Consider the following 14,415-nt stretch of genomic DNA (forward strand, 5'->3'; position numbering starts at 1 on the left):
TAGATAATGAATCAAAATAGACATCTTTAAATACACATTAATTTTGGCTGTCCTAGCCTTTTTGATAAAGTGCTTTTGCTGGTTGCTAGGATTTTTATATTTAAATTTGCATAAAAAAATGGAGTCGCTATTGACTCCATTTTAGCTTCACAATATTTTTTTATCCTCTAAGTCTTCCCTATACTGTTATATCAATGGTTTCTAAGGGGATAACCTAATTCACATATTGTGCTTAATATGATGTAACACTCTCTCATAGTCAGGGTGATCTGTAACTTCGCTGACATATTCTACGTATGTTACGGTATCGTTCGAATCAACGACAAAAACCGATCGTGCGAGCAAGCGCAATTCCTTAATCAAAGCACCATATTTTTCACCGAAGTCTGCATCGCGGTGGTCTGATAACGTATCCAAATTCTTAACACCATTCGCAGCGCACCAGCGTGTCTGGGCAAAAGGCAAATCCATGCTGATGGTCAATACTTGTACGTTATCCAGTTTGTCTGCTTCTTCATTAAAACGTTTCGTCTCGTCAGAACAGACACCTGTATCGACAGACGGTACAGCCGCAATCAGTTTTACCTTTCCTTTATAGTCACTAAGCGAGACTTCCTGAAGGTCATTGGACAAAACCGTAAAGTCCGGAGCCTTATCACCAACTGATATTTCTTCTCCCAGCAGTGTGACTGGCTCCTGGTTGAATGTAACACTAGCCATTTAGAATCATCCCTTCCTAATATAAATTCATTAACCTATATTTAATTATGAAGGGCTTTACCATATATGTCCAATGATTACCCTATTGGTTTGTCCCACTTTAAAGGTCATAATGTTGATCAAAGTCGTCATCAAACTTTTGCGAATCCTGCCCGCGCTGCTGTTCCTGCCGCTTTTTCATTTCTTTCTCTTGACTGTCTTGACCCTCTTTGCCCTCTTTACTACTTCTCTGACTGGATTGCTGTTTCATCATATCCGGCAGACCCGATTCTTTTAATAACTGCTGGATCTTTTCAACTGCTTTTGGCGCAAAGTCCATCATTTTTTCGTATATGTGTATACTTTCATCAAGGTGAATCATTTTAATGCCTTTAGGATTGACAATCAAAAAAGCAACCGGTGTTACTGAAACACCGCCGCCACTGCCACCGCCAAAAGGCATCGAATCACTTCCGCCGGATTCATCTGAACTCTTGCTTCCGGTAAATTCACTCCCGCCGGCAGCAAATCCGAAGCCCAGTCTTGATACCGGAATGATCATACTGCCATCGGGTGATTCCACAGGATCGCCGATGATTGTATTAACCTCAGTCATATCCTTCAAATTTTCCATTGCTGTTGTCATTAATCCCTGTATAGGATGCTCATCCATGATAATCCTCCTCTTAGATGACTGCTTCACGTTTTGCAGGAAGTTTCCGTATGATTTTTAGTAATGCATAGATAGCTTGCCCGATTCTTATCGAAAACATGCAATCAAACTTTGAATCGATTCGTTTTTGATTAAAAAATGGGGTTACCTCAATTGATGGTTTACAATCAAGGTGACTTTTAGCCGATAATAAGCCTATCACCGTTCCTTGCACTGACCATATACCACCAGTCACCATACCGGTTGTGTGCGCCTTACCGGTACCAACCTCCGTATGCCAGGAAAGACTGTGAAAACGCAGCCTTTCTAAAACAAGCGTTGCCACCTCATAAAAATTCCTTATCTTTTGTATAAAATTCCGGCTGGACTTATGTAATAATGACAATACTTCCTGAAATGATTGTTCCTGATCGGTGTCTGCTTCCGATAAATCAATTGATCTTTCCAAAAGCCTGATACGGTAAACGTAAACAGCTAAGTAAAGCGTCTGAAGGTTGGGGTTTAATGTAACCGAACAAACGACTTTAATTCTTGACAGTAAGAGTAAAATACCACTAATCGCAACAACAATGAATAAGCCAATTACCATAATGTCACCCCGCAGTCATATCCTGCTGCAAATTTCCTTTTTTTACACATGATTGGGGTAAATGATGAATAAGTGATAAACTTAAAATAAGAAACAGCTTACTGAGAGGTGGATAGATATTATGTCCGATCGAAATAACATCTATTTTTATTACACTCGCGACAACGATCTTGACGAAAAATTACAACCTTTATTTAAACTGGCACGTGAAAATAACTTCAATATTGTGGAGAATCCGGAGAAAGCCAACATTATTATTAGTATCGGCGGTGATGGCACATTTCTTCAGGCTGTCCGTAAAACCGGCTTCCGCGAAGACTGTTTATATACCGGCATTACCCATTCAAATGAATCAGGCCTGTATTGCGATTTTAATCTGGACAACTTTGATGAAATGCTGTATACAATGCAGAATGAAGCGATGGAGGTGCGCCGTTTTCCAGTCATCGATGTTCAGGTGAACGGAGAATCATCATTTCATTGCCTGAATGAAGTCAGCATCCGGTCGACAATCATCAAATCAATTGTTATCGATGTACACATTGATGATAAGTATTTTGAAACGTTCCGCGGTGATGGACTAATCGTGGCTACACCTACCGGAAGCACAGGATATAATAAATCAATACAAGGAGCTGTTATTGACCCAAAAATCCCGTGTTTCCAAGTGTCCGAAATAGCATCACTCAATAATAACCGTTATCGTACACTGGGATCGTCTTTTGTCTTGAATAAAGACCGTCAATTGACATTGGAAATTGTTCAGGACGGGAATGATTATCCCATTATCGGATTGGATAATGAAGCCTATTCAGTCCGTAATATTCACGATCTTACCGTTAACCTGAGCGATAAAGTCATCAAAACAGTCAAACTTAAACATAACTCTTATTGGGATCGCGTCAAACGGACATTTTTATAAATCCAATCACCAAAATAAAACAGGGCTATCCTCAGTGAGGATAGCCCGAGCCATTATTATCAAGTTGTAAGTTACTGTGGCATGTTACCGCCAAATTGTTGTTCAGCTGTGTTTACAAGCCGTTTTGTGATTTCGCCGCCAACGGAACCGTTACCGCGGGAAGTAGTATCTGCACCAAGTTGTACACCAAACTCCTGTGCAATCTCAGTCTTCATTTGGTTCAAAGCTTGTTCTGCACCAGGTACTACCAGTTGATTTGAACTGTTGTTGCTTGGCATAATTAATCACCTCCTTGGTACTCATAGATTGTGTACCAAGGCGTGATTTTAAAACTGGTAGTTGTTGACAATAAAGTGAAACTTCATTCAGCGGGGTGCTTTTTCCCGCTGAATGTTAGTTGAACAGAATCGGACATGTACTGGCAGTTGCCCCACTATCCTCTTTGGTTTTTCCTCTTCATCTTGAAGTGGGGACTTACTGCCAGTAACACGCGGGATAAAGCGTGTCTACCTCACCACCTTGATGTGGGAGCTAACTGCAATTATATGCGATAATAAAATCACAGCAAATCGTCAAATTCCTTTTCTTCATCTGCTTTGCCAGTCAATGTAATCACCTCAATACCGTTGACCGCTTCCTCAATCAGCTCGGAAAAATCGGTCTGTGCTTCAAATTCATTTACCTTTTCCCGTACAGGTCTCGTCTTAGGTGATTTCGGAACAAATATCGTACAACAATCATCATATGGGCGTATTGAAATATCATACATGTCTATATCTCTGGAAATTTTAATAATTTCATCTTTATCCATAGAGACTAGCGGCCGGAGAACCGGATAATTGGTTACTTCATTAATGGCGTTCATGCTTTCCATCGTTTGGCTCGCTACCTGACCCAGACTTTCACCGGTCGTCATGGATAAAATCGATTCCTTTCTGCATACCCGCTCGCTTACCCGCAGCATCATACGGCGCATAATCGTCATCCCGTATTTCTCAGGCATTTCACGAAAAATATGCTGTTGCAACTTCGTAAATGGAACAACGTGAACCTTTACCTGATTTCCATAGTTCGTCAATTTTTCAGCTAAATCCAATACCTTTTGTTTTGCGCGTTCACTCGTGAACGGCGGTGAATGAAAGTGGATTGCTTCCACCTCTACACCACGTTTCATGGTTAAATAGCCGGCAACGGGACTGTCAATACCGCCGGACAGCATAAGCAGTGTTTTACCGGATGATCCCACAGGCAGCCCGCCAAGTCCGGGAACGACGCTTGAGGTAATATACGTTGCTTCGGTTCTGATTTCAACTTTTAATTCCAAATCAGGGTGATGGACATCTACGGTATAACCGGTCGTATTTGACAACAAATGTTTACCCAGGACATGATTCATATCCTGTGACCGTATCGGAAATTGCTTATCAATCCGCTTCACGGAAACTTTAAACGTGCGGACATCTGTACTGTTCTTCAATGCCCACAATGCGGCGTCCTTAATTTCCGTTTCATCATTTTGAACTTTTAAAGCTAAACTCAGACTCTGAATGCCAAATACATGCTGGCATTTTTCCATAACCTGGTCCGGGTCATGCCCATTCAATAAAACAAACATCCTCCCTTGTGTCCGTTTTATGACAGCATCCGGAAATGATTTCAGCTGCCTGCGAAGATTGTTCTGCAGCTGTATAATAAAGGTTTTTCTGTTTTTACCTTTCAAGGCTATTTCACCATAACGAATTAATATATGATCATATTGCATAACTATCTACTCCATTACTGCTTTTAATTGATGAATGGCTTGTTCTAAAGCATCCAGAAACGTCCTGATTTCCTCTTCCGTCGTATCATAAGCCAGGCTGATACGCAGCGCAGAAGTTGACCGGTCTGTCCCATGTCCGCATTCTGTGAGGATTTTGCTTTCGTCCGACTGTTTGGATGAACAGGCGGACTTGGTTGATATATAAATTTTCTGTTCACCAAGCGTATGAATCATCACTTCCGGTTTCAATCCAGGGACCGAGATATTCATAATATGCGGTGCTGCATCATCAGGGGTGTTAATCTTCACAGTATCCATACCGGAAAATTTATGCCGTAAAACTTGCTGAAGTTGAAACATATGCGGTATTCCTTTGCTTTGCCGTTCTAATGTCAGCCTGAGTGCCTTGACCAGTGAAACAGAACCGGCAAGATTTTCGGTACCTGATCGTAAAGCCTGTTCCTGGTTGCCGCCGTGGAATAGCGGAAATAGGGTTGTTCCTTGTTTGACACACAACAAACCCGTTCCTTTTAATCCATGGATTTTATGTCCGGAAATCGTACATAAATCAATGCCACTGCCGGCGAGCTCTAATGGAACTTTTCCCAGTCCTTGAACATGATCGACATGGAAAAATAATTTCGGATACTGCTTGGCGATTTGGCCGATTTCGCGGATGGGCTGGACTGACCCCAGTTCATTATTCACATGCATGATACTGATCAAAATTGTATCATCCCTGATAGCATCGCTTAATTCACTGACTGAAATGACACCATTTTCATCCACTGGTACATACGTCACGTCAAATCCTAATTGTTCAAGTCCTTTGAACGCCTCATCAACCGAGGAATGTTCAATGGCAGTTGTGATGATATGTTTTCCGCGGCCTTGATGCTCGAGTGCTGTCCCTTTAATGGCCATATTATTCCCTTCAGTACCTCCCGAAGTAAATACTATCTCATCACGCTGTACATGCAGCAATTGTGCGGCTTGCTCTCTTGCTTTGGACAGCAGTTTTTCAGCCTCTCCGCCAAGCTGATGAATACTTGACGGATTGGCAAAGAACCGTTCAGACGCCTGTTGAAAACTCTCAAGTACCGCCGGATTGGGTTTGGTAGTTGCGCTATTATCCAAATAAATCATTCTTATACTCCCTTATATCATAATCCAGTATAACAGAAAGCAAGGCTGACTTAGCAGCAGAAGGATTTCACGTTTATCCTCCCCATTAAGGCAGCCTTTACATCATCTGTGTTCAATTTAAATTCAGTTCTTCCAGTACTACATCAATTGAAACTTCACCGGCATCATTCGTTTCACTTATATTGGTGATTTTTCTTGAGTTATAGACCATATCGTCTTTTGTGGCATAAACCCACTCAGATTCGCTTTGTTCGTCAAACACCCCTTCTTTGGTTTCCATCATCCCTATGTGTGCCTTTGGATGTGTATCAGCTGTAACAGCGGCTTGATCATTGGAAAAAATTAAAAATATGGCAACCGTCCAGGTACTTATCACGCCGGTAGCCAACAACAGGATAATTACCTTAAATCGACACTGCATATTAATTAGCTGCCTTCTGAAATTCTTCAATATGTTTCAGGGCACCCGGTTCAACTTCTTCAACAGCTTTGGCAGCATTTTCAAGGGCCAGCTCATATTCATAAGAACGGAATAATCGCTCAGCTTCTGCCAGCTTAACAGCCAGTTCCGGATACTGACTTCGATATCGGTTGGCATACTGAATCACTTGTTCCGTCAAATAAGCCTGATCAAGTATTGTTTCTGTCTGTTCCGATACATAATCAATCGTTGTTCTCGCTTCTGATAGTGCATCCTGGACTTCTCCCATGTCAAGTGGCTGTTTTTCCAGAGCATCCAATACACGATTATTTTTATTGACAGCTTCATCCATTTTATTCCAGATAAATGACGGAACACCAGGGATATTACTTTTATTCAGTCTTCTGGTAACCTGATATAATTGATTCTTCATATCCTTTAAGTTTTCTTTTGCATCGATTTCGTCTTTTCGTAAATTTCGGATCCGCTCTTTAAATTCCTCATGTTTTTCCTCTAAGGTTTCCAGATCTTTCAGTCCGTTTTCAATCTCTTTCCGCAAATCGGAATATGCAGCAGTATTATTATGTTCTACCGCGTTTCTTGTCTCGTCAAGTTGTTTGTGTAATTGATTGATCGATTTATCCAATGACAGGTATTTTTCCATATCACTATCTTCAAAATAATAGCTTTGTTTTAATGTCTCCACTTCTTCTTTTGTTACATCAAATTTATTTACCATCGCATTTAATGCATCCTGATAAGGCGTTATTTTCGTTTCGACGTAATTTTTGGCAAGGGCTTCCTTTTCAAGCAGTTGATACATTTCTGCTATCCGCTCTTCTATTTCAGGTATAATGGCGTTCGCCTGTGATGTATCACCTTTCTCCAGAGCGTTCATGCACCCATCAAGCTGACGCTGATAGTGATGGACCTCTTTTTCAAATCCAAGATGTTCAATCCTGTACCCGTCTTCTTTCATCTCCCGCATGCCTTTAAACAGCTCGTCCAACTCGTCGGGTAAATCATATTTGCACTTTCGATAGATGGATGGGAACTCTTCCATTTCTGCCGTGAGATTGTCTAACTTCAGTTTCAATTCCTCAACCAGTTCCCGGGCTTCTGAATAATCTCCTGATGCCACTAACTCATGATAGCGCTGAAGTTCCCCTTCCAGCTCATCCAATTCAGCATCAAATCGTGATTCTGCCTTACCGTACTGATGACGGTTTTGTGAAAGTGTTTTTCTCAACGCTTTCAAGCCGGGCTGTATCCGCTCAATCTTTTCACGGCTTGATTCCTCTGAAGCCATTAACTGGTCGAGTTCCTCCAATATCTCTTCAATTTTCTGTTCAATGGATTGCAGCGTCTGTTCTGCATGATGCAATGTTTTTTTGGCACTTGGGAAACGATAGCGGTCTGCCGCTTCTTCCGCATCAAACAAATACTCCTCAATATCCGGCAGCTCTTTTGTAACGATATTCTCCCATCGTGTTTTCCATGATTCAAATTTTTCCTGTGTTTCACCGGATAGATTCAAATCTTTAATACGTGAGAGTTCAGAGGCAATATTGCGGTTCATAATATCCATTTTCCAGGCTTCCAGACGATCCACCACATCATAAACCCTTTTTCGCATAATGAGTCCTGTAATAATTAATGCAATTATAACTAAAATACTTCCAATTATGTATGCCATAAAGTGCCTCCTAACTTATTCTGAAGAGGTTGTTCAAAAAATCCTGTGAACATAACGACTCGAATGACTGAGACGTCACAATCGTAGTCAGGGTCCTTTTGAACTACATTAAATAAGAGGATCTTCCTATATATGTATAAATTCGCCTCAAATAACAGTTAACCATATTAATATAATATCACGTTATTGGCATTTTTGGCTAAAAAAATTCAAATAAATTCATGATTTGACAAGATTTTTTCCGGGATGTCCCGGTAAAAGTCTGTTTTCATTCAAATTTAACCGGTTGTTTCACTGTTTTGTTCCACTACATAATTCAGCCAATTATCAATTGTTCGCGTGTAATTCTTTACAAAGAGATCATGTGAAGAACTCCCGACAACCTGACTTCTCCATTCATGCTGCAGCAAGTAGGGAGTGATTAACATTCCTTTTAGCTGCATCAGCAAAAACTGGTTATCCTGTTGCTTTCTTTTCTTTTCCGGAAAAATCGCATAAAAAGCATTACTGATAAGGTAATTTTCCTTTGCGAGATATGTAACCGCCATTTCACGGACAAACACGGAATCCAGTGATAGTTCCCGTTGGATAAAACATGATAATTGATAGTTGTGCTGTTTGTACTGTATAATGACGTCAACCATCTCTTTCAGTTGTTCCAATGGTATAAGGGACTCGCTTTCCTCAAGGGATGCTTCGATCGTCTCAAGGTATGCTTCATAATACTGCGTAACAGCGTACTCAAGAAGCCCTTGTTTGCTTTTGAAATAATAGCTGATAAGTGAAACGTTAATATCCGCTTTGTCAGCTATGTCCCTTACAGATGTACCATGGAAACCATTCTGAAAAAACAATGAAGATGCGGCGTCTATAACTTTCTGTTTCGTCGGATTTTTTTTCATTGGAACTCATGCCCCCTTACTTCTCTTTTACGACGAAATGAGGAAATTTCCTGCAATTTTCGCTCGACAAATATCACGGCTTTTTTGTCGAAATAAATATCAATGGAAGGAATTGAATGATTATGTTTCAAGCAACCGCTTATTCCGGTAACAAAGTAAACGATTATGAACAATTACTGAAACAGCTAACCGTCCTGTCTGAAGATGAAACAGATACTACTGCCATTTTATCGAATGCATCCGCTTTGTTAAATCAATTTCTTAATGAGGTTAATTGGGTGGGATTTTATTTATGGAAAGACGATGAACTGGTACTCGGACCGTTCCAGGGGCTGCCTGCATGCATCCGGATCGCATATGGCAAAGGCGTCTGCGGTACTGCCATTAAGGAAAACAAGACTACTCGCGTGCCCGATGTATTCGAGTTCCCGGGGCATATAGCCTGTGACAGTGCCAGCAGATCAGAAATTGTCGTACCACTGACCGTAAACAATGAAATCTATGGTGTACTTGATATTGACAGCCCAATCAAAAACCGGTTTGACGAAACAGACCAAATCTATCTGGAGAAATTTGTAAAGGAACTGGAGAAATTGATTCAATCATAATAACCGATTTCTATTTAAATGCTATAAATAGTTGACTTCCAGCTTGATAACCTATATACTATTCGTTGTGTAAAATAAAAAGGTAGCCTATGTGAACCGGCATTGCCCCCATTTTGTTCCTCTTAAATTACTAAGAGGTGTATCGTGTAACTCTCTGCTGCTGGAGCGATGGTACATGAAAATAAAATGGACAATGATCAGGAACACGGTCGTTTATTTTATGCAAATAAACTAATAAAGGAGGAAATGTCCTATGGCACGATTTACCGGATCAGACTGGAAAAAATCACGCCGCCTTGGCATTTCGTTAACCGGAACCGGTAAGGAACTGGATAGACGCCCTTACCCACCGGGACAGCACGGACCTAATCAGCGTAAGAAAATGTCGGAATATGGTCTGCAGCTGCAGGAAAAACAGAAACTCCGCTTTATGTACGGACTGAACGAGCGTCAGTTCCTTAGCTTGTTCAATGCAGCGGGGAAAATGAAAGGTGTTCATGGTGAGAACTTCATGATCTTGCTGGAATCCCGCCTGGATAACCTGGTTTACCGCTTTGGTCTGGCACGTACACGCCGCCAGGCACGTCAGTTAGTGAATCATGGTCATGTAACTGTCGACGGCGGTCGTGTTGATATTCCGTCCTATCGCGTCATGCCCGGTCAAGTCATCGGATTGCGTGAAAGATCTCAAAACCTTGACATCATCGAGGAAGCAATCGAAGTGAACAACTTTGTACCGGACTATCTCACATTTGATGAAGATCAAAAACAAGGAACGTACTCACGTTACCCTGAGCGTTCCGAACTGCCGGCTGAAATTAACGAAGCGCTTATCGTTGAGTACTACTCAAGATAATCGATTTGCTTCGTATAACAATGCCATTAAAACCCTCGAAACCTCTGATAAATTGCAGGTTCCCGAGGGTTTCTAATGATGTCCAAACAAACGAATAACCAATTTTATTTTCATTGGATATAGCATCCTTTTTAGCTTTATGTATAATTGCTAAAACAGTCACATTTATCAAAAATAAAGTATAGTAAATTAATACATATATAATCCAGCGGTTGATTTGTGTTAAATCACTTAGTGGACCTGTCAGAAAAAAGATAAAAACTATAATCAAGGATATAAAAATTATAAAGGGCAGAATAACATACATTTTATCCCATAATCTGTGTTTTAGGAATGTGTCGCTTTTCTTCTCTTGGAAATACATTAATAGACTAAGTAAACCAATGATTATTACTAAAAGCAAAGACGTCCCTGCCACCTGCATATTTATTATATCGGTTGAGGTAGATGGCACTCCTATATCTTTCTTAAACATATCTGCTATGTACGCAAAAATCACCAGTAGAGCAATTATAATACTTTGAAATAAAGTCCAACGTGAAAAAAATATACAGCATCATTCTCTTGCATTCATTATTTCGTTAAATGACCAGATTCAGACACAATGCTTCGTCAACTACTGCGTCCTATTGATGAATAGCCTACTTGGAAGAATTGTGGTCACCGATTACACTACTAAAAACCTTCAATTAAAAAGAAAATAGCAACCACTAGAAACAGGGGTATTATCAAGCTTTTTTGTTTATCTGTTTTCCACTTATAAAATGTTATAATTATTAACCATAAGAACTTCATTTTCTTTACAGATTAATGCGTAAGCAACATCTACTCAATCATACTCCTGCCTCCCTGAACGTTTTAAAGCAATACATTTATTAAGGAAAATAGCCCAATAATACGATTTAGACACTGTCCTTATTCCATTTTCACGCCTGTTTAATGAAGAAAATATAAACAAAGCCAGTTAGTGATTGTTCAAATTGATGTATTAATATAGTATCCATCTCCGAGTTCGAATTTTAATTTTGATACAAACTCAATCCTTTCCATCGTGAGATAACTAATATTGCTGTAATCACGCTTATTTTGTCACCGTAATCAGTCTGTTCCAAAATTTTTCCATACTCAATGACCCAATTCATTAACTCAGATTTCAATTCATCAGAAAGAGGAAAATCATCAATATCGAGGTTACAGCTACACTTTGAACACCACAGAGGATCAGCGCTATAGTCAGCTTCATCTTATAGGGTATTCGTTGCGAATACTTTGATCTGAGAAGTTTGTCATTTAACAAATTAGTTTTCCTTACTCATATCCTGGACTTATCGCCCTTAACTCCTTTAGTTGTGAAACCTGAATTAAAAAACGGCAAGTATGTAAGTCCACTTATATACTTGCCATTAGCTATTTGACTGTAATATCAATTCGTCTATATTTATAATTGCTTTCAATCGTTGTAACAAGTCCAATCCAATAATACCTTCTAAATTAAAACCATAATTCATTGCACCAATTTCTAATGCAAAATCTTCAGTCCGCATATCTCCAATTCTTACCGAATCAACAATTTTTGAGTACACAAATCCTGATCCTCCAACACCACTAATACGATATATCGTATCATTTTCTTCCGCTACAATCCCTATTGATTCTGCTAAGTCTGTTGATACAACTGTACTTCCTGAGCCAGTATCAACTAATACACGTTGTAAAGGAAGCAACTGTCCGTTAAATGTTAATTCCATATCCGTAAGCAATAAACCATCTTCAATTATTATTTTTTTCACTATTGCCTTACACCCACCCATTTTTTCTCAAAGATATAAGGCTCCTTACGGCGAGTATGAAGAACATATAATTCTCGTCCAGGATCTTCTCTATGAATTTCTTGATATACTTTCATAGTATCTGGAGAATTAGAAAACTTTTTTAAAGGAGCGATCTCATCTAAAATACGCTCACTTTTTTCATCTGTATGTGCTTGAACAGCTTCTATCAAAACCCATTGTTCCGGGAAAGCCTGGCGTACATCTTCCCACTTCATTTGAGTCACCTCCAGGATTATTTAATTATATTATACCATGATCGTTTCTCGCTCCCGGTTCTGGAAGTAATAGTTTAATTAGTCATTATCCGGATTTAGGTCATCTGAATCCAGGTTTTCTCGTGCGTTATCACGAAATTCTCCTACATCTGAAGAATATTGGTAAACATTAAGTTTATATTGTTCTAAATCCGCCTTAGATAAATTGCTACCCAAATAACTTTCAACTTCCGTTATGTCATCTTCATCATAAACCGATACGTCAATAATAGGAAAATCTTCACCAGGCATTTGGGTACTTTGAACTTCACCTTCATATTTATCCCATAGCGAATCAACAACTGCCTCCGTACTGTATGGCTCTTTTTGTGAGCATCCTAATAATACGGCTCCTATAACAGCACACCCTAAAGGACCGGTGAAAAACTATATTTTTTATCCATCAAATATGCAAACCAAGACCCGGATTTTTCTTTGATACCCTTAAATAAGGAAAGTGATGGCGGTGGTGTCTTTCATCCGTTTTTCAGTTTTCAGCGCATGCTGAAACACCGGTCCTGGCCCTTTGCCTTTTGAACCCGGCTTTAACTTCTAAGATTTTTGAACGATGGCGTACAGAGTGCTTTGTTCCTGCATGAAAGTCCAGCCTCTTGCTTCTAGCAACGATCCATGCCGTGAACTGTCTTGGCCTCAGCGAAATTCATGTTCACAATGGACACGCTCGTCCTGGATATCTTGATATTTGCCATCAATCTGGATTGTTTTGCTTGATTTTTGGCCTTGACGTTATCGACTTTTTCCTGCCGTTTTCTTTGGTGTTCAGGGTTGTGTTTTTTCTTTGCCAAGTCGGGACCTCTTTCCAATTCATGTTTCTCAGGCAATCAAGGGAATGATGCCTTGGGAAATGAGATAGGCCAAATACGCCGGTGTGCCATAGGCCTTGTCACCCGATAACGTCCGGATCTGGATTTGCGGATGTTGAAAACGAACAGCGTTTAGCTGTTGCTGGCTTATTTCTCTTTCAGCTGTACCGGAAGCAATGCTTGCATCAGTTTTCAAAATAATCCCTGATTCAACGTCTATCAGGTCGTGCACGAGGAAAGCGGATAAGCTTCCTGCCCTTTGCTCTTTTGTACAAACGGGCATCAGGGTCTGTCGTAACTCCGATGGTTTGATTGGAAAATGTTTTGCCATGAAAGTCCTCATGGCTGGCATTTTCCTGAAGTTGATCCGATTGATGATTGTTCTTTGATTTCGGAGGCTGAGGAGTTTGATCATCATCGTCGCTGTCCGTATTGTCATTGTCTGATGGAGCCAAGGATGCCTCGTCACGTTGCTTTTTATTTTCCAGATAACCTTCAATGGTTTGAACCGGGGCCAGCTCTATTTCTTCCAGACTGTGAATGGACGCGTTTGCACGCACTTGTGTGCCGTCCACACCGGCATGAACGTCTGGGCGAACGAGGCCGGAAGCAATGCACTGATTAACGACATGCATCATGATATCATCAAAAATACCGTGACGACGCCAAAGCGCTCTTGTCTTAACAAGTGTTGTCCGATCAGGAAGAGAAGACTCAAAATCCAGGCCGCAAAACCACAGGTAGCCAGCATGCATAGGGAGCGTTTTTCAAATAGTTCCCGTTCCCGAGTGATTAAATAGATACTCCAGTACAACTAGCCGCACGATCAATTTCAGCATTTGTAGATGGCCGGCCTGTTTTTTCGGAGTAGAGAGGTTTCACCCAATCGTGGACAGCTGAAAAGTCGATCACATCTTTCACTCTTCTCAGGATATGGTTCCCGGGAACGAGATCCTCCATATCAATATATTGAAACATGCTGGGTTGAATGTGGTTTTGCTTCGGTGAATGCATAATCGGATCATCCTTTTATAAGTGTTCTATAGACTATATTCGACATAAAGCAAGAAAATTCCTAGTACAATTTGACTTTTTCACCGGACTTCTAAAACTAATATTCCTAACTTGCCTTTTAAACCCAATTTTTCCCCTCCGTTGCTTGTAGAGAAGAAGGTGATCAAACCTGATACAACAAAGAGTAGAATAAAGAATTGAATAATAATTCCTATCA

Annotated in this window: 19 protein-coding genes; 3 read left to right on the plus strand and 16 right to left on the minus strand. The window is 40.3% G+C overall.

What is annotated here, in order from left to right; all coding sequences use genetic code 11:
• Window positions 1-219: 219 nt before the first annotated feature.
• From tpx to Len3610_RS08830, 3 genes are all read right to left on the minus strand, one after another.
• Complete coding sequence (gene tpx, locus Len3610_RS08820; RefSeq protein ID WP_176447624.1) at window positions 220-720, minus strand: thiol peroxidase; 501 nt, start codon at window positions 718-720, stop codon at window positions 220-222.
• 100 nt (window positions 721-820) lie between these two features.
• Complete coding sequence (gene ytfJ, locus Len3610_RS08825; RefSeq protein WP_176447625.1) at window positions 821-1,372, minus strand: GerW family sporulation protein; 552 nt, start codon at window positions 1,370-1,372, stop codon at window positions 821-823.
• A 13-nt stretch (window positions 1,373-1,385) separates the two neighbouring features.
• Complete coding sequence (locus Len3610_RS08830) at window positions 1,386-1,961, minus strand: DUF2953 domain-containing protein (protein WP_176447626.1); 576 nt, start codon at window positions 1,959-1,961, stop codon at window positions 1,386-1,388.
• A gap of 121 nt (window positions 1,962-2,082) precedes the next feature.
• Between Len3610_RS08830 and Len3610_RS08835 the strand changes: the two genes are divergently transcribed.
• Window positions 2,083-2,883, plus strand: coding sequence for an NAD kinase (locus tag Len3610_RS08835; RefSeq protein WP_176447627.1), 801 nt, complete (start codon window positions 2,083-2,085; stop codon window positions 2,881-2,883).
• A gap of 71 nt (window positions 2,884-2,954) precedes the next feature.
• On the opposite strand, the gene Len3610_RS08840 is transcribed toward Len3610_RS08835, so the two are convergent.
• The 6 genes from Len3610_RS08840 to refZ form a co-directional block, all read right to left on the minus strand.
• Complete coding sequence (locus tag Len3610_RS08840; RefSeq protein WP_010532381.1) at window positions 2,955-3,161, minus strand: alpha/beta-type small acid-soluble spore protein; 207 nt, start codon at window positions 3,159-3,161, stop codon at window positions 2,955-2,957.
• Between the two features lie 281 nt (window positions 3,162-3,442).
• Complete coding sequence (gene thiI / locus Len3610_RS08845) at window positions 3,443-4,645, minus strand: tRNA uracil 4-sulfurtransferase ThiI (protein ID WP_176447628.1); 1,203 nt, start codon at window positions 4,643-4,645, stop codon at window positions 3,443-3,445.
• A gap of 6 nt (window positions 4,646-4,651) precedes the next feature.
• Window positions 4,652-5,791, minus strand: coding sequence for a cysteine desulfurase family protein (locus tag Len3610_RS08850; RefSeq protein ID WP_176447629.1), 1,140 nt, complete (start codon window positions 5,789-5,791; stop codon window positions 4,652-4,654).
• A gap of 112 nt (window positions 5,792-5,903) precedes the next feature.
• Entirely contained in the window at window positions 5,904-6,212 is a 309-nt protein-coding gene (locus Len3610_RS08855; protein ID WP_176447630.1) for a hypothetical protein, read from the minus strand.
• Window position 6,213: 1 nt separating this feature from the next.
• The gene (gene ezrA / locus Len3610_RS08860; RefSeq protein WP_176447631.1) at window positions 6,214-7,908 is read right to left on the minus strand and encodes a septation ring formation regulator EzrA; all 1,695 of its coding nucleotides are present in this window, start codon (window positions 7,906-7,908) and stop codon (window positions 6,214-6,216) included.
• A gap of 278 nt (window positions 7,909-8,186) precedes the next feature.
• Complete coding sequence (refZ, locus tag Len3610_RS08865; RefSeq protein WP_176447632.1) at window positions 8,187-8,810, minus strand: forespore capture DNA-binding protein RefZ; 624 nt, start codon at window positions 8,808-8,810, stop codon at window positions 8,187-8,189.
• 122 nt (window positions 8,811-8,932) lie between these two features.
• Between refZ and Len3610_RS08870 the strand changes: the two genes are divergently transcribed.
• Both Len3610_RS08870 and rpsD read left to right on the plus strand, forming a co-directional pair.
• Window positions 8,933-9,418: a GAF domain-containing protein gene (locus Len3610_RS08870; protein ID WP_176449602.1), complete on the plus strand. Its 486-nt coding sequence runs from the start codon at window positions 8,933-8,935 to the stop codon at window positions 9,416-9,418.
• A 253-nt stretch (window positions 9,419-9,671) separates the two neighbouring features.
• Window positions 9,672-10,274: a 30S ribosomal protein S4 gene (gene rpsD / locus Len3610_RS08875; RefSeq protein ID WP_176447633.1), complete on the plus strand. Its 603-nt coding sequence runs from the start codon at window positions 9,672-9,674 to the stop codon at window positions 10,272-10,274.
• A 1,403-nt stretch (window positions 10,275-11,677) separates the two neighbouring features.
• On the opposite strand, the gene Len3610_RS08880 is transcribed toward rpsD, so the two are convergent.
• The 7 genes from Len3610_RS08880 to Len3610_RS08910 form a co-directional block, all read right to left on the minus strand.
• Window positions 11,678-12,064: a retropepsin-like aspartic protease gene (locus Len3610_RS08880; RefSeq protein ID WP_176447634.1), complete on the minus strand. Its 387-nt coding sequence runs from the start codon at window positions 12,062-12,064 to the stop codon at window positions 11,678-11,680.
• The gene (locus Len3610_RS08885) at window positions 12,064-12,321 is read right to left on the minus strand and encodes a hypothetical protein (RefSeq protein ID WP_176447635.1); all 258 of its coding nucleotides are present in this window, start codon (window positions 12,319-12,321) and stop codon (window positions 12,064-12,066) included. The genes Len3610_RS08880 and Len3610_RS08885 overlap by 1 nt, the downstream gene beginning before the upstream one ends.
• Window positions 12,322-12,399: 78 nt before the next feature.
• On the minus strand, window positions 12,400-12,612 hold the full coding sequence (locus tag Len3610_RS08890) for a YolC/YozM family protein (RefSeq protein ID WP_176447636.1): 213 nt from the start codon (window positions 12,610-12,612) through the stop codon (window positions 12,400-12,402).
• Window positions 12,613-12,977: 365 nt separating this feature from the next.
• The gene (locus Len3610_RS08895) at window positions 12,978-13,166 is read right to left on the minus strand and encodes a hypothetical protein (protein WP_176447637.1); all 189 of its coding nucleotides are present in this window, start codon (window positions 13,164-13,166) and stop codon (window positions 12,978-12,980) included.
• Between the two features lie 28 nt (window positions 13,167-13,194).
• On the minus strand, window positions 13,195-13,380 hold the full coding sequence (locus Len3610_RS08900) for a hypothetical protein (protein ID WP_176447638.1): 186 nt from the start codon (window positions 13,378-13,380) through the stop codon (window positions 13,195-13,197).
• Window positions 13,381-13,393: 13 nt separating this feature from the next.
• Complete coding sequence (locus Len3610_RS08905) at window positions 13,394-13,939, minus strand: transposase (RefSeq protein ID WP_176447639.1); 546 nt, start codon at window positions 13,937-13,939, stop codon at window positions 13,394-13,396.
• Window positions 13,940-13,976: 37 nt separating this feature from the next.
• Window positions 13,977-14,198 (minus strand): transposase, encoded by a 222-nt coding sequence (locus tag Len3610_RS08910; protein WP_176447640.1) that lies wholly within the window; start codon window positions 14,196-14,198, stop codon window positions 13,977-13,979.
• Window positions 14,199-14,415: the final 217 nt, after the last annotated feature.

This window comes from Lentibacillus sp. CBA3610, assembly GCF_013373365.1.
In the GTDB taxonomy this organism is placed as follows: domain Bacteria; phylum Bacillota; class Bacilli; order Bacillales; family Amphibacillaceae; genus Lentibacillus.